Genomic DNA, 14331 nt, shown 5'->3' with positions numbered 1-14331 from the left:
CAGGCACTGAATATTTGTCTGAACCACCGCCATCGGGAGCAAGCCCCCTCCCACATTGGGTATGCGTTACACCTGGACGATGTTGGCACGCGCCGAATGCAGCTTCTTGTAGCTGTCAATCAAACGCAAATGCCGGTCCAAGCCTTCCAGCTTGATGCTGGTCGGCGTCAACCCATAGAACCGCACACTGCCATCGACCGAGCCGATCACCGCATCCATTCGCTCATTACCAAACATGCGGCGGAAGTTGGCTTCGTAATCCGCCAAGTCCAAGTCGTCGTCCAGTTCCATCTCCAGCACACCGTTCAACGCCTGGTAGAACAGGCCGCGCTCGGCGGTGTTGTCGTTGTACTGCAGGAACATCTCCACGCACTCCTTGGCCTCTTCATATTGCTGCAAGGCCAGGAAAATCAGCAGCTTCAACTCCAGGATGGTCAGTTGGCCCCATACCGTGTTGTCGTCGAACTCGATGCCGATCAAGGTGGTGATGTCGGTGTAATCGTCCAGTTCGCTTTCGATCAGGCGCTCGACCAATGCCTGCAATTCTTCCGTGTCCAGGCGATGCAGGTTGAGAATGTCCTCGCGGAAGAACAGCGCTTTGTTGGTGTTGTCCCAGATCAGGTCGTCCACCGGGTAGATTTCCGAGTAATCCGGCACCAGGATGCGGCAAGCGGTGGCGCCGAGGTGCTCGTACACCGCCATATAGGCTTCTTTGCCCATGCCTTCCAGGATGCCGAACAAGGTCGCAGCCTCTTGGACGTTGGAGTCTTCGCCTTCACCGGAGAAGTCCCACTCGACAAACTCGTAGTCCGACTGCGCGCTGAAGAAGCGCCACGACACCACACCGCTGGAGTCGATGAAGTGCTCGACGAAGTTGTTCGGCTCCGTCACCGCCTGGCCTTCGAAGGTCGGCTGCGGCAAGTCGTTCAAACCCTCGAAACTGCGGCCTTGCAGCAATTCGGTGAGGCTGCGCTCCAGCGCCACTTCCAGGCTCGGGTGGGCACCGAACGAGGCGAATACCCCGCCGGTGCGCGGGTTCATCAGGGTCACACACATCACCGGGAATTCGCCGCCCAGGGATGCATCCTTGACCAGCACCGGGAAGCCCTGGGCTTCCAGGCCTTCGATGCCCGCCACAATGCTTGGGTATTTGGCGAGCACCTCAGCCGGCACGTCCGGCAGGGCAAATTCACCTTCGATGATTTCACGCTTGACCGCGCGCTCGAAAATCTCCGAAAGGCACTGCACCTGGGCTTCAGCCAGGGTGTTGCCCGCGCTCATGCCGTTGCTGAGGTAGAGGTTTTCGATCAGGTTGGACGGGAAGTAAACCACCTCGCCATCGGACTGGCGCACGAACGGCAGCGAAACAATGCCGCGCGCTTCGTTGCCGGAGTTGGTGTCGAACAGATGCGAACCGCGCAGCTCGCCTTCGCGGTCGTAAACCTTGCGGCAATAAGCGTCGAGGATTTCAGTCGGCAGCTCGTCGTTGGGGCCTGGCTGAAACCAACGCTCGTCCGGGTAATGCACGAACGGCGCGTTGGCCAGTTCTTCACCCCAGAATTGGTCGTTGTAGAAGAAGTTGCAGTTGAGCCGCTCGATGAATTCGCCCAATGCCGACGCCAGCGCGCCCTCTTTGGTCGCGCCCTTGCCGTTGGTGAAACACATAGGCGAATGCGCATCGCGGATATGCAGCGACCACACGTTGGGCACGATATTGCGCCACGAGGCGATCTCGATCTTCATGCCCAGGCCGGCAAGGATCCCGGACATGTTGGCGATGGTCTGTTCCAGCGGCAGGTCCTTGCCCGCGATGTAGGTGCCCTGCTCCGACAGGCTGCTGGGCATCAACAAGGCCTGGGCGTCAGCGTCGAGATTTTCCACCTCTTCGATCACAAATTCGGGACCGGCCTGCACCACTTTTTTCACCGTGCAACGGTCGATGGAGCGCAGGATGCCCTGGCGGTCCTTATCGGAGATATCCGCGGGCAACTCGACCTGGATCTTGAAGATCTGGTTATAGCGGTTTTCCGGGTCAACGATGTTGTTCTGGGACAGGCGGATATTGTCGGTAGGGATGTTGCGGGTCTGGCAGTACAGCTTCACAAAGTACGCCGCGCACAGCGCCGACGATGCCAGGAAGTAGTCGAAGGGCCCCGGTGCCGAACCATCGCCCTTATAGCGAATAGGTTGGTCGGCAATCACCGTGAAGTCATCGAACTTGGCTTCAAGCCGGAGGTTGTCGAGAAAGTTGACCTTGATTTCCATGGGGGCACACCAGAATTACGGGCTAAACAAAAATGGCCGCCATTATGAGGTTTTTCATCAATAAGTTTCAGGCTTTTGACCAAAGGCTGGCGAAATAGCCAATGTGGATTAATCTTCTGCACGTTGGCGCCGATGCACTGTGTGCAACCAGGGAGTAGCCGGAATGCGCAACAACCAGCCAGTAACACAACGTGAGATTTCACTCGCGCCTTCGCAAAAACTTATCTCCGCCACCGATATTCACGGGGGCATCACTTACTGCAACGACGCCTTTGTCGAAATCAGCGGTTTTGAACGGGCCGATCTGATCGGCGCGCCGCAGAACATCGTGCGTCACCCCGATGTCCCACCGGCCGTGTTTGCCCATATGTGGCGTGCGCTCAAGCAAGGCCTGCCGTGGATGGGCATCGTCAAGAACCGCTCGAAAAACGGCGACCATTACTGGGTTAACGCCTACGTCACACCGATCTTCCACGGCCGCGAAGTCGTTGGTTTTGAATCGGTGAGGGTCAAGCCCAGCGCCGATGAAATCCGCCGGGCCCAGGTCCTGTATCGCCGCCTCAGCCAAGGCAAATCCACCGCGCTAATCAAGGACACTTGGCTGCCCGCGGCGTTGAGTGCCGTGCCGTACGTGGCCACCGGCATCGCCGGCAGCATTGCCGGGCTTTTCCTCACTGCACCGATCGCCATTGCGGTGGCCGTGGCCGTTGCCGTGCCGGTGGGTATGCTCTGCTCACGCGTACGCCAAGGCAGCACCTTGCGCCTGCTGGCGGGTGTCGAGCCCTCGACGTCGGATGCCTTGATTGCCCAGATGTACAGCGACGCCAGCGGCCCCCAGGCACGCCTGGAAACCGCGTTCCTCAGCCAAAACTCGCGCCTGAAAACCTGCCTCACACGCTTGCAGGACAGTGCCGAACAACTCAGCGCCCTGGCCGGGCAATCGGATCAGTTGGCCACCGCCAGCTCCAAAGGCCTGGATCGCCAACGCGTTGAAACCGAGCAGGTCTCGGCGGCCGTCAACCAGATGGCTGCGACCACTCAGGAAGTCGCCAGCCATGTGCAGCGCACCGCCGACGCCACCCAGCAGGCCAACGTGCTGACCGGACGTGGCCGTGAAGTCGCGCGTGATACCCGCCTGGCCATTGAGCGCTTGTCCGCCGTCGTGGGCGAAACCGGCACCACCGTGGCGCAGTTGGCCAAGGACAGTGACGAAATCGGCAGCGTGGTGGACGTGATCAAAGGCATCGCCGATCAAACCAACCTGCTCGCCCTCAACGCCGCCATCGAAGCGGCCCGCGCCGGTGAGCAAGGCCGCGGGTTTGCCGTGGTGGCCGATGAAGTGCGCCAACTGGCGCAGCGTACTTCCCAATCCACCACTCAAATCCATGCGCTGATCACTCAGTTGCAGGCATCGTCCAACAATGCCGTGCAAAGCATGGAAAACGGCCAACGCCAGGCGCAGGAAGGCGTAGCCTGGGTGCTGGAAGCAGACCAGGCGTTGGTCGGCATCAGCGAAGCGGTGTCTCATATCACCGAAATGACCACCCAGATCGCCGCCGCCACTGAGGAACAAAGCGCGGTCGCCGAGGAAATCAGCCGCAACATCACCACTATCGCGGAGCTGGCTGACCAGACGTCGATACAAGCCCATCAATCCACCGACCTTAGCAAGCAGCTGACCAATACGGCGGCCACTCAATATGCGTTGGTAGAACGCTTTAACCGCTGATCAGCCGCTGCATGGCGCCAGTCATTGAGCCTGGCGGGCGCCATGCCGCAGTTTTTTTTCGACGAATCCGCCGTCATGACCTAACCTTGCAAAACGCCTCGATGGCTTGAGCCATCGGTTGCTGAAATCATGGATGAGAGAAGGACAAGCCGTAACGCAAACGGGTGATCGTCCCAATGTCGTAGCACAGTCCCAAGCCGTTGTGCGCAAGGCGCAACCTGATGTATTCCCGCGTTCCTCCCCTGCATTACCTATCCGCATTATGGCTTTGGCTCGGGCGAGTTTTCATTTCGACTCTCTCTTCTAAAGGATGAACCCATGAGCGACTCAATCAGCCCCTCCAAGGACGACAAACCTTTCGAACCCAAGGGCGGTCCGCTGCCCCCTCGCAGCGGCAGCCAGGCTTTACCAGAAAACAAGTGGTACTACCTCAAGCTTCAATACGTCGATGACAACGGCAAGGTGCAGGATAGTTTTGCCTATTTCGTAGGCAACCAGGCCAGCTGGAGCTTTTGGGACTACATCAGCGCAACGCCGTCCAACGGCGACAAAGCCAAGTTCAAAAATGTCTCCAGCGACGGCAACCGCATGCAGCTTCAGCTTCAGGACGGCAACTACCTGTCCTGCCGCGCGGCGCCGCGCCTCTGGCTTTATCGGTCAACGCAGGGGTACTCCGTGCGCTGGGAGATTACCGGTGGGCAGTTGTTCACCGATTACCACGACGGGCCGGTGGGCACCTCCCATGAACGGATCGCGGTTCCAGACGCCTATTACATGCGCGTCGGGGATGGAACGCCGCTCATAAACTGCGAATGGGTTGAAGCCACCGACTGACCCGCGCGCACGGCAAGGCCGCTCGCTTGTCGGGCGGCACTGCTTTAGGTTGTTCGCTGGGTAGTTTCCGGCATTCAAATCACCCATCGATGTTAAGCGGCTGGCTCAGCATCTGCGCTATTGCTTGCGATACATCCCCGTGAAGTAATCCGGAAAGTCCGGCGCCGAGTTGTGGTTGATCACCGCAAAACCCTTCACCAGTTGAATGTGATACGGGCCGGCGCGCCGGGTCGCCAACGGCTCGCGCACGATAATCAGGTTTTCGGTTTCCATCGGCACGCTGTGGTGCGCGCTGACGATGACCTTGTCGGTACCGGTTTCCTTGAGCGTTACGGTGAACTCCGCCACTTCGCGGCCCTGGGCATCGCGGTCGGGGAGGATCTTCAGGTCCAGGTCGCCGTCACGGTCGAGGAAATCGTTGCGCATCTGGTAGTGACCGTCACGCTGATCGCGGGCAACGTCACCGAGTTTCTTGTACTCAGGCTCACGGTCCTCGCGATGCAGTTGGATTTGCAACTCTGGCTTGTCACCCTGGGCGCCACTGACCCACGTGCCGGAGTAAGCATAGGGCTCGACGGTTTCCCGCGTGATGCGCCAGATGCCGGTTTGATGACCATCGTCGGCATATTCGTGCAGATAGACAAACGACTGGTCGCCGTATTCACCCAACTCGCCTACCAGCTTGATCGGCTTGCCGCTGCCGCTTTTGGTGTAGCGCAATTCACCAATCAACACCGCGCCCTGTTGCTGGTACCAGAGTTGCACCGGGATCTTGCCGTTGAGGGTGCCGGCCAGGAACTCGGGGTCTTCGTTTACCGGCCCTTCCAGCCTTGGCGTTTCCAGCCATTGGCCGTCCTTCCACTCACCGGTGGTGCGCAGCATGTAGCCGCTGGGCATGCTGTTGTTGGCGTCATCGTCCGTCGCAGGCACTTGGGCCTGGGTGTACGCGCTGAGTCTCACCAACTCACCGTCGCGCATCTGATAGCGGCTGGCGCGGGTCCAGCAGCAACCCTGGTCGGTCTGCGAATGGATAACGCCGTCCTTGGGATTGACTGAGAACATACCGCCGGAGGTTTCGTTCGCAAGATCGGTCAGGGGGCCGTTGAGCACCCACTGCGTTTTGTGCGGGTCTTGCAGGTACACATCGTAACTGGACTGGAAGTCTTTATCCGCGCCGGTGCCATTGCGGATCGCCAAGTCCTGGCGGCCATCCTGATTGATGTCGGCAAAGTAGACCACGCCGTTCTCGCCCATCAAACGCCAGTCGACGGTTTTACCATTCTGGTCCAGCGGCACCTGGGCGTCCGGAGTCTGCAACTGCTGGAGGATTTCGAGGGTAGTTGCGTCGCGTATCGTGATCAGGGCTCGCGCCAGGTACTGCAAGTCCTGCGGCACCTGCGGGAACAACACTTCGACCAGGTATTTGCCGCTCGGGTCATTGACCGAGAACGAACGAGGCTCGGCCATGGCCGGGGCCGCCAGGGTCATGGAGAGGAGCACAGCGCTGACGAGCGAACGCATTCAAAGCATCCTTGCTGAAATTCGGGGGCGGCAGTGTAGCGGTTTCGCTGGCGGCTATGTGGCGTACCCCACGAGCGAAGGGAACCTAAAGCATTTCATCGCAGCGTTTAGCGTGCCGTTCGAGGGCGAAATCCACCAACGCATCTGCAATACCGCCATGCTGTACCCACACAGCTTCCCCCTTATTGACCTTACTGCGCAGCTTGTTCAAGTTGATGCTTTTCTGCCCACGTAATTGCTCTCGGTCAAGAATGTAGAAGCTCCAGTTATCGAGTTCCAACACCGATTTCACCAACGCCTGCTTATTGAGCTTGAACCGCGCTTTCTCCCTCGGCAGTGCACGAGATGGATTGGGGTTCCACTTATCATGAAGACGCTCGTTCTCCTGACACTTTTTATTATCCAATGCGAGATAAGCGAAGATGTAAAAGTCTGACCAATGCTCAGCGGGCAGCGGACTATTGGAGACACAATCGAATCCTTCAGCGAAGGAGGTATCGAACACCTGAGATTTGCTATAGGAGTCTTTCGATTTAACTTGGATAGTGAATTTTTCATCATTCATGAAAAACACGAGGTCATGAACATCGCCTTCCATCTTGGTTGAAAAATGCGAGGTGGGTACCTTGAAATCGGGGGTAGGCATGTTGAACAGCGCCCGATACACCAAAAACTCTGCCAGATAACCTCGTAGCAGGGGGTTATCCAATGCTGAAAAGCCCCAGCCCCAGAAAGCCGTTAGAAACCCAGGCTCTATGGGTCTCCCCGATTGAGTCAACGCTTCTGTTCCAGTCAACGGATCGAGTAGATTCATATTTCTAACTGCACTCTTCACGCGAAAGTTAATAAAAGTTGGCGCCAATGCGGCTGAACGCTCTCGCCTCTCAACTGGGTTGACGCAGCAACCGCTCGATGGCCTTGCGCAAATCCCCATGCACCTCTTCGGCATAAGGAACAGCATTCTTCCAGTCATAAAACCATGCCGGCATCCGGCGCTTGTCGTCGGGTTCCGAGGCGTAGCGCGGGAATATATGGCAGTGCAACTCAGGCTCGGAGTTGCCCAGGATTTCGTAATTCATGCGCTGGGCGTCAGTGGCGTGCAACACCGCATCACCGAGGCGCGCCATGTCCAGCAGGTAAGTCGCGCGGGCTTCGGTATCCAGGTCGTTCAAACTCGCGACCACCGGATCGGGCAGCAGCAGGCAGTAGCCCGGCAGAAACTGCACATCCCCCATCACCGCCCAGCCCGAGGCCATGCGGCAGATAACCTTCTCATTGGCGCCGATGCGGGCCAGGGCTACGCGTTCCGTGATCAGTGGCATGTAGGGTCCTTGATGGGGGCAAGATGCGGGCGGCATTTTAACGCTTGCCCCCTGCTTTTCAGCAACGGGAACAGTCCAAGGGAGTTATCTGACAGGCCACCTGAGGAAACGCCTGTTGCCCCACCAACAGCAGTTGCACAGCTTGTGCTGAATCCAAACAGGCTCTCCCTTTTAAAATTAAACGTATCCCTTTGAAATAAAAGCATTTATCCCCCTGGCATGGCGCGTGCAATCACCTTTGCATCGACCCAAAGGACACACCCATGCCCCAGACACTGCCCCAGGCGCTGCTGCATCAAGCCCACACCCGAGGGTCGGCGATTGCCTTGCGTTACAAGCGCCTGGGCATCTGGCAAGAGCGACGTTGGAGCGAACTGGCAGACGACATACGCCAACTCGCCGCAGCCCTTCACCAGCGCGACTTCGGGCCTGACGATGATCTGCTGATCATCAGTCAAGCGCGCCCCGAAGCCTTGCTGCTGGCACTGGCCGCGCAGTGGTTGGGGGGGAGCGTCACGCTGCTCGATCCCGAGCGCGACAATCGTGCGCTGCTGGTGCAACTGCGGCCGACATTTGTTCTCGCCGAAAACGCCGAGGCGATTCCGTCAATTAGTGGGCCCGGTGTGGTGGTGTACCTCGATGGGCGCGGTCTGGATCAACACAAAGGCCCCCACTTGGTCGCTTATGCGGACTTGCGCACGAACCTCCCTGCCCCGGCGTGCGCCACTCAGTCAACCGCCCTCGCCTTTGTGTTCCACGCCGATACCCGCGTGCAGTTGACCCACGGGCAGTTGCTCATGGACGCGCGCACTTTGGTGGCCCGCGAACACCTCGACGCCAATGAGGAAGCCCTGGCCGCGCGGGTTTTCGCCGCCAGCGGGCAGGCGCGCTACTTGCTGGCGCCCTGGCTGCACGCTGGTTTTCGCCTGAACTTCCCCGAAGCCCTGGCCACCCGGGACACCGACCGCCGCGAGCTGGGCCCAACCTTGGTGCTGGGCACCCGTGAATCCTACGGCCGTCTGGAACAGTGGGCACGTGAGCGCCTGCCGCTGCCGGGCACATTCAGTCATCGCCTGTACCGCTGGGCGATGCAGCCAACCCCATCGATCATTCGCCGCTGGCTGGGCCACTGGCTGGTGCGTCGACCATTGCTCGATGTGCTGGGCATGAGCCGCCTGCGCGTGCCTTTGCTGGTAGGGCCAGCGTTGAGCCCGGACAGTGCGGCGTTCTTTACCGCCCTGGGCATCGATCCCGGCCGTTGGCAAGAGCCAGCGCCCCAACACCAACCCGCCGACCAACGACTGCCTCACGCTGTCTGACGAGCCCAACCATGCATGCAACCACTCAAGCGGTCTTACTGCGGCTCGATGACATTACCCTGTCGTTCAAGGGCATCAAGGCCATCACCTCCATCAGTTTCGACGTCAAGGCCGGGGACATCTGCGGGCTGATCGGCCCCAACGGCGCCGGCAAGAGTTCGCTGCTCAATGTGATCAACGGCGTTTACCACCCCCAAAGCGGCAGCATCCACTACGCCGGCCACACCCGACGGCGCATGCGCGCGCATCAGGCGGCCGAAGGCGGGATTGCGCGAACCTTCCAGAACATCGCGCTGTTCAAGGGCATGAGCGTGCTCGACAACGTGCTCACCGGGCGCAACCTCAAGCGCCGCAGCAGCTGGATCGAGCAGATGCTGCGCCTGGGCCGAGCCCCGCGCGAGGAGGACGCGCACCGCCTGCACGCCGAAAATGTCATCGCGTTTTTGCAGATCCATCCCTGGCGACACGTGCTGGTGGGCACCCTGCCCTATGGCCTGCAAAAGCGTGTCGAACTGGCCCGCGCCCTGGCGTCCGAGCCGACCCTGTTGCTGCTGGATGAGCCCATGGCCGGTATGAACGCTCAGGAGAAAGCCCAGATGAGCCAATTCATCCGCGACATCAACCGCGAGTTCGGCACCACCGTGGTGCTGATCGAGCACGATATCGGTGTGGTCATGGGCTTGTGCGACCACGTAGTGGTGCTCGACTACGGCCGCAAGATCGGCGACGGCACACCCGAGCAAGTGCGCGCCAACCCCGATGTCATCGCCGCCTATCTGGGAACTTGAGCATGGAATTTTTCTTTGAGGTGCTGATCGGCGGCCTGTTGGCGGGCGTGATGTATTCCCTGGTGGCGATCGGTTTTGTGCTGATCTACAAAGCCTCGGGCGTCTTCAACTTCGCCCAGGGCGCCATGGTGCTGTTCGCCGCACTGACCTTTGTCAGCCTGCTGGAGCGCGGCTTTCCGTTTGTCTTCGCGTTTTTGCTGACCCTGGTGAGCATGGTGGTGCTTGCGCTGATGATCGAGAAAGTGGTGCTGCGGCCCCTGGTTAATCGCCCGCCGATCATCCTGTTCATGGCCACCCTTGGGCTGTCCTACATGATCGAAGGCTTCGCGCAATTCCTCTGGGGTGCGCAGGTGCATGGCCTGGATTTGGGCATTGCCGACGAGCCGCTGGAAATCCGCGGCATGCTGCTCTCGCAGTTCGACCTGTTCGCTGCCGGCACCGCCGCCGCGTTGGTGCTCGCCCTGTCATTGCTGTTCAACAAAACCCGTATCGGCCTGTCGCTGCGTGCAGTCGCAGACGACCCGCTGGCGTCCATGGCGGTGGGCATTCGCCTGCCGCGCATCTGGGCCCTGGTGTGGGCCGTGGCGGGGTTTGTCGGACTGGTGGCCGGGTTGCTTTGGGGCGCGCGATTGGGGGTGCAATTCTCGTTATCGCTGGTGGTACTCAAGGCATTGCCGGTGCTGATCATCGGCGGATTTTCGTCCATCGGCGGCGCGATTGTCGGCGGCTTGATCATCGGCGCGAGCGAAAAAATCGCCGAGATCTACCTCGGCCCGATCATCGGCAGCGGCATTGAAAACTGGGTGCCTTACGTCCTTGCCTTGCTGTTCTTGCTGGTGCGCCCTGCCGGGTTGTTCGGCGAGCGCGCCATCGAACGGGTCTGATCGTTTTTTGAGGAAATGCCTGCATGCTGTATCAAGAAGTCGGTCAAATCAGTACCTCCTACGCGGCCGAGCGCCGCACCTTTCGCCTGCGCCAGGACCGCATCGCACTGTGGCTACTGCTGGGCTTTGCCTTTGTGGTGATGCCGTGGCTGGGCAACGACTACTGGTTCAGCGCGATCCTCGTGCCGCTGCTGGTGCTGTCCCTGGCCGGCCTCGGCCTGAACCTGCTGACTGGCTACGCCGGGCAACTCTCTCTGGGCTCGGCGGCGTTCATGGCGGTGGGCGCATTTGCCGCCTACAACCTGCAATTGCGCGTACCCGGTTTGCCGCTGCTGGTGAGCTTTGGCCTGGGCGGCGTGATCGCTGCGCTGGTGGCGGTGTTCTTCGGTCTGCCGAGCCTGCGCATCAAGGGCTTTTACCTGTTGGTAGCGACCCTGGCCGCCCAGTTCGTGGTGGAGTGGGTGCTGACCCGCTTCAGTTGGTTTACCAACGACAACGCATCCGGGGTCATCACCTCGCCGCCATTGCTGATCGCCGGGGTTGATTTCAGCTCGCCATGTGGCCGCTACTTGCTGACCCTCAGCGTGGTCGTGGCGCTGTTCTGGCTCGGTAAAAACCTGGTGCGCAGTGAGCTGGGCCGCAACTGGATGGCCGTGCGCGACATGGACACCGCCGCCGCCGTGATCGGCATTCGGCTGCTCAAGGCCAAGCTGCTGGCGTTTGCCATCAGCGGCTTCTACCTGGGTGTCGCGGGGTCGCTTTGGGCCTTCGCCTACCTGGGCACGGTGGAGCCTCACGGCTTCGACCTGAGCCGCTCATTTCAGGTGCTCTTCATCATCATTATCGGCGGCCTGGGCAGTGTGCTCGGCAACGTCCTCGGCGCGGCCTTCATCGTGTTGTTCCCGATCCTGCTGGGCAACCTCTTCGCGTTGCTGCCGGCCGGATTGATGGACGCCGGCCAGCTGGAAAACCTTCAGAAGATGCTGTTCGGTGCACTGATCATCACCTTCCTGATCAAGGAGCCGGAGGGGCTGGCCCGACTGTGGCAGCGCTTTCGTCAACGGGCCAGGGTATGGCCGCTGCGTTACTAACTTACTAACCCCCGAGCTGAACCCCGAGGAACTGCCTCCATGAGACACCCCGCACCGCTGCGCCGCCTGGCCTTGGGCCTGGCCTTGATCACCGCCACGCTCACAGGCACCGTCCAGGCCGCCAACCAACAATACTTTCCGTTGCAGAGCTATCGGGTCGGGCCCTATGCCGCCGGTGGCACCGGCTTCTTCGGTGGGTTTATCGACTACCTGCAATACATCAACGCCAACGGCGGCGTGAACGGCGTCAAGTTGACCTGGAGCGAATGCGAGACCGAGTACGTGGTGGAAAAAGGCGTCGAATGCTACGAGCGCCTCAAGGGCGGTCTCAACGGTGCGCCCGCAGCGGCCACCAACCCGCTGTCGGTGGGCATCGCCTACGCCACGCTGGATCGCTCGACCGCCGACAAACTACCGCTGATCACCATCAACCACGGACGCACCGACTCCACCGACGGCAGCGTCTTCCCCTACGTGTTCCCGTTGCAGCTCAACCCGTATTCGGAAGTCTCGGCGATCATCAACTACATCGGCCAGCGCGAAGGCGGTGCCGACAAACTCAAGGGCAAGAAAATCGCCGTGCTCTACCACGGCTCGCCGTACGGCAAGGAAACCAACGGGGTACTGGAAACCCTGGCCAAAAATGCCGGCTTCGAATTGACCCTGCTGGAAGTGCCACACCCTGGCAACGAGCAACAATCGCAGTGGCTGAACATTCGCCGTCTCAAGCCGGACTGGGTGATCCTGCGCGGCTGGGGCGTGATGAACCCGGTGGCGCTCAAATCTGCGCAAAAAGTCGGTTACCCGGCTGATCACATCATCGGCAATATCTGGAGCAACTCGGAAGAAGACGTGTTGCCGGCCGGCAACGCAGCCAAGGGTTTTATCTCCATCACCACCCACCCGTCCGGCACCGATTTCCCAGTGCTGCAAGGCATCAAGCAAAGCGTGGTGGACGCGGGCAAAGGCAACCTAGCCGATCCGAAGCGCTTCGGCACGGTGTACTACAACCTCGGTGTGGTGAACGGCATTCTCAACGTCGAAGCCGTGCGCCTGGCCCAGGAAAAATACGGCCACCAGCCCCTCACTGGCGAACAAGTGCGCTGGGGGTTCGAACACCTGAACTTGGACGATACGCGTCTTCAGGCCCTGGGCGCAAAAGGCCTGGTGCAACCGCTGAAACTGTCCTGCGCCGACCATGAAGGCGGCGGCGCGGTACGCTTCCAGCAGTGGGATGGCCAGCGCTGGAACCTGATCAGCGATTGGGTACAAGCCGACCGCGCGCTGCTGCGGCCGATCATCGAAGCCTCGGCGGCGCAGTACGCGAAGGAGAAAGGCATTACCCCGCGTGATTGCAGCAAAGAGCAGTAGGATTTCTCAGCGGCAATGCGGTTTTATGTGGGAGGGGGCTTGCTCCCGATAGCAGTGGTTCAGCCATACCGATGTTGACTGACACACCGCCATCGGGAGCAAGCCCCCTCCCACACTTGGACCGAGGTCGATCAGCTCACTGCGAGTTCCACCACACCCTCATTCAATCGCACCGGCCACACCTGCAATCGCTGGTGTGGCGCTTCCAGGCACTGGCCATCCTAGTACGCGAAGGAGAAAGGCATTACGCCGCGTGATCGCAGCAAGGAGCAGTAGGATTTCTCCACTGCGATGCAGTTTTTTATGTGGGAGGGGGCTTGCTCCCGATAGCAGTGGTTCAGCCATACCGATATTGACTAACACACCGCCATCGGGAGCAAGCCCCCTCCCACACTTGGACCGAGGTCGATCAGCTCACTGCGAGTTCCACCACGCCCTCATTCAATCGCACCGGCCACACCTGCAGTCGCTGGTGCAGCGCCTCCAGGCACTGGCCGTCCTAGTACGCGAAGGAGAAAGGCATTACGCCGCGTGATTGCCGCAAAGAGCAGTAGGATTTCTCCACCGCAATGCGGTTTTATGTGGGAGGGGGCTTGCCCCCGATAGCAATGGTTCAGCCATACAGACGTTGACTGACACACCGCCATCGGGAGCAAGCCCCCTCCCACATTTTGACCGAGGTGTATCAGCTCACTGCGAGTTCCACCACGCCCTCATTCAATCGCACCGGCCACACCTGCAATCACTGGTGTGGCGCCTCCAGGCACTGGTCGTCCTAGTACGCAAAGGAGAAAGGCATTACGCCGCGTGATTGCAGCAAAGAGCAGTAGGATTTCTCAGCTGCGAAGCGGTTTTATGTGGGAGGGGGCTTGCTCCCGATAGCAGTGGTTCAGCCATACCGATGTTGACTGACACACCGCCATCGGGAGCAAGCCCCCTCCCACACTTGGACCGAATCAGCTCACTGCGAGTTCCACCACGCCCTCATTCAATCGCACCGGCCACACCTGCAATCGCTGGTGTGGCGACTCCAGGCACTGGCCGTCCTAGTACGCGAGGGAGAAAGGCATTACGCCGCGTGATTGCAGCAAAGAGCAGTGGGATTTCTCAGCTGTAATGCGGTTTTATGTGGGAGGGGGCTTGCTCCCGATAGCAGTGGTTCAGGCATACCGATGTCGACTGACACACCGCCATCGGGAGCAAGCCC

The 14331-nt window shown here is 60.0% G+C and carries 11 protein-coding genes and 3 pseudogenes; 7 read left to right on the top strand and 7 right to left on the bottom strand.

The features are described from left to right. Nucleotides 1-66 precede the first annotated feature (66 nt). Nucleotides 67-2265, bottom strand: a complete 2199-nt coding sequence (locus tag AOA61_RS18440; RefSeq protein WP_032885296.1) for an OsmC domain/YcaO domain-containing protein — start codon at nucleotides 2263-2265, stop codon at nucleotides 67-69. A gap of 163 nt (nucleotides 2266-2428) precedes the next feature. Here AOA61_RS18440 and AOA61_RS18435 point away from each other — a divergent pair, with 163 nt between their 5' ends. Both AOA61_RS18435 and AOA61_RS18430 read left to right on the top strand, forming a co-directional pair. Then, a complete protein-coding gene (locus AOA61_RS18435; RefSeq protein WP_099602337.1) occupies nucleotides 2429-3994 on the top strand; it encodes a PAS domain-containing methyl-accepting chemotaxis protein in 1566 nt (521 codons plus the stop codon). A gap of 318 nt (nucleotides 3995-4312) precedes the next feature. After that, nucleotides 4313-4828, top strand: coding sequence for a hypothetical protein (locus tag AOA61_RS18430; RefSeq protein WP_095184627.1), 516 nt, complete (start codon nucleotides 4313-4315; stop codon nucleotides 4826-4828). 117 nt (nucleotides 4829-4945) lie between these two features. Here AOA61_RS18430 and AOA61_RS18425 read toward each other — a convergent pair whose 3' ends face one another. From AOA61_RS18425 to AOA61_RS18415, 3 genes are all read right to left on the bottom strand, one after another. Next, nucleotides 4946-6349 (bottom strand): hypothetical protein, encoded by a 1404-nt coding sequence (locus AOA61_RS18425; protein ID WP_099602336.1) that lies wholly within the window; start codon nucleotides 6347-6349, stop codon nucleotides 4946-4948. Between the two features lie 85 nt (nucleotides 6350-6434). Then, complete coding sequence (locus AOA61_RS18420; protein WP_143521220.1) at nucleotides 6435-7163, bottom strand: hypothetical protein; 729 nt, start codon at nucleotides 7161-7163, stop codon at nucleotides 6435-6437. A 70-nt stretch (nucleotides 7164-7233) separates the two neighbouring features. After that, nucleotides 7234-7671: an HIT family protein gene (locus AOA61_RS18415; protein WP_032885300.1), complete on the bottom strand. Its 438-nt coding sequence runs from the start codon at nucleotides 7669-7671 to the stop codon at nucleotides 7234-7236. A gap of 263 nt (nucleotides 7672-7934) precedes the next feature. Here AOA61_RS18415 and AOA61_RS18410 point away from each other — a divergent pair, with 263 nt between their 5' ends. The 5 genes from AOA61_RS18410 to AOA61_RS18390 are packed head-to-tail and all read left to right on the top strand — an operon-like array spanning nucleotide 7935 to nucleotide 13124. Beyond that, nucleotides 7935-8990, top strand: coding sequence for an AMP-binding protein (locus AOA61_RS18410; protein ID WP_099602334.1), 1056 nt, complete (start codon nucleotides 7935-7937; stop codon nucleotides 8988-8990). Between the two features lie 11 nt (nucleotides 8991-9001). Then, entirely contained in the window at nucleotides 9002-9778 is a 777-nt protein-coding gene (locus AOA61_RS18405; RefSeq protein WP_099602333.1) for an ABC transporter ATP-binding protein, read from the top strand. A 2-nt stretch (nucleotides 9779-9780) separates the two neighbouring features. Then, a complete protein-coding gene (locus AOA61_RS18400; protein WP_099602332.1) occupies nucleotides 9781-10662 on the top strand; it encodes a branched-chain amino acid ABC transporter permease in 882 nt (293 codons plus the stop codon). A 23-nt stretch (nucleotides 10663-10685) separates the two neighbouring features. Further along, nucleotides 10686-11753, top strand: coding sequence for a branched-chain amino acid ABC transporter permease (locus AOA61_RS18395; RefSeq protein WP_095184622.1), 1068 nt, complete (start codon nucleotides 10686-10688; stop codon nucleotides 11751-11753). Nucleotides 11754-11792: 39 nt separating this feature from the next. Then, nucleotides 11793-13124: an ABC transporter substrate-binding protein gene (locus AOA61_RS18390; RefSeq protein ID WP_099602331.1), complete on the top strand. Its 1332-nt coding sequence runs from the start codon at nucleotides 11793-11795 to the stop codon at nucleotides 13122-13124. A gap of 131 nt (nucleotides 13125-13255) precedes the next feature. On the opposite strand, the pseudogene AOA61_RS32265 reads toward AOA61_RS18390, so the two are convergent. The 3 pseudogenes from AOA61_RS32265 to AOA61_RS32255 form a co-directional block, all read right to left on the bottom strand. Further along, a pseudogene (locus tag AOA61_RS32265) lies at nucleotides 13256-13345 on the bottom strand (nitrite reductase (NAD(P)H) small subunit); the annotation flags it as partial. 188 nt (nucleotides 13346-13533) lie between these two features. Further along, nucleotides 13534-13623: pseudogene (locus AOA61_RS32260) on the bottom strand (nitrite reductase (NAD(P)H) small subunit); the annotation flags it as partial. Between the two features lie 457 nt (nucleotides 13624-14080). Next, nucleotides 14081-14170 (bottom strand): annotated as a pseudogene (locus AOA61_RS32255) (nitrite reductase (NAD(P)H) small subunit); the annotation flags it as partial. Nucleotides 14171-14331: the final 161 nt, after the last annotated feature.

Origin of the sequence: Pseudomonas sp. 2995-1 (genome assembly GCF_002742505.1) — a bacterium.
GTDB lineage: Bacteria > Pseudomonadota > Gammaproteobacteria > Pseudomonadales > Pseudomonadaceae > Aquipseudomonas > Aquipseudomonas sivasensis.
The sequence above is the reverse complement of the archived record's forward strand: the minus strand, read 5'-3'. Positions and strand labels throughout refer to the sequence as shown.

Excerpts from the sequence above, each read along its gene's own strand:
- AOA61_RS18405 (WP_099602333.1), top strand. The coding sequence starts at position 9,002 with ATGCATGCAACCACTCAAGCGGTCTTACTGCGGCTCGATGACATTACC.
- AOA61_RS18390 (WP_099602331.1), top strand. The coding sequence starts at position 11,793 with ATGAGACACCCCGCACCGCTGCGCCGCCTGGCCTTGGGCCTGGCCTTG.
- AOA61_RS18435 (WP_099602337.1), top strand. The coding sequence starts at position 2,429 with ATGCGCAACAACCAGCCAGTAACACAACGTGAGATTTCACTCGCGCCT.
- AOA61_RS18410 (WP_099602334.1), top strand. The coding sequence starts at position 7,935 with ATGCCCCAGACACTGCCCCAGGCGCTGCTGCATCAAGCCCACACCCGA.
- AOA61_RS18420 (WP_143521220.1), bottom strand. The coding sequence starts at position 7,163 with ATGAATCTACTCGATCCGTTGACTGGAACAGAAGCGTTGACTCAATCG.
- AOA61_RS18395 (WP_095184622.1), top strand. The coding sequence starts at position 10,686 with ATGCTGTATCAAGAAGTCGGTCAAATCAGTACCTCCTACGCGGCCGAG.
- AOA61_RS18440 (WP_032885296.1), bottom strand. The coding sequence starts at position 2,265 with ATGGAAATCAAGGTCAACTTTCTCGACAACCTCCGGCTTGAAGCCAAG.
- AOA61_RS18415 (WP_032885300.1), bottom strand. The coding sequence starts at position 7,671 with ATGCCACTGATCACGGAACGCGTAGCCCTGGCCCGCATCGGCGCCAAT.
- AOA61_RS18400 (WP_099602332.1), top strand. The coding sequence starts at position 9,781 with ATGGAATTTTTCTTTGAGGTGCTGATCGGCGGCCTGTTGGCGGGCGTG.
- AOA61_RS18430 (WP_095184627.1), top strand. The coding sequence starts at position 4,313 with ATGAGCGACTCAATCAGCCCCTCCAAGGACGACAAACCTTTCGAACCC.
- AOA61_RS18425 (WP_099602336.1), bottom strand. The coding sequence starts at position 6,349 with ATGCGTTCGCTCGTCAGCGCTGTGCTCCTCTCCATGACCCTGGCGGCC.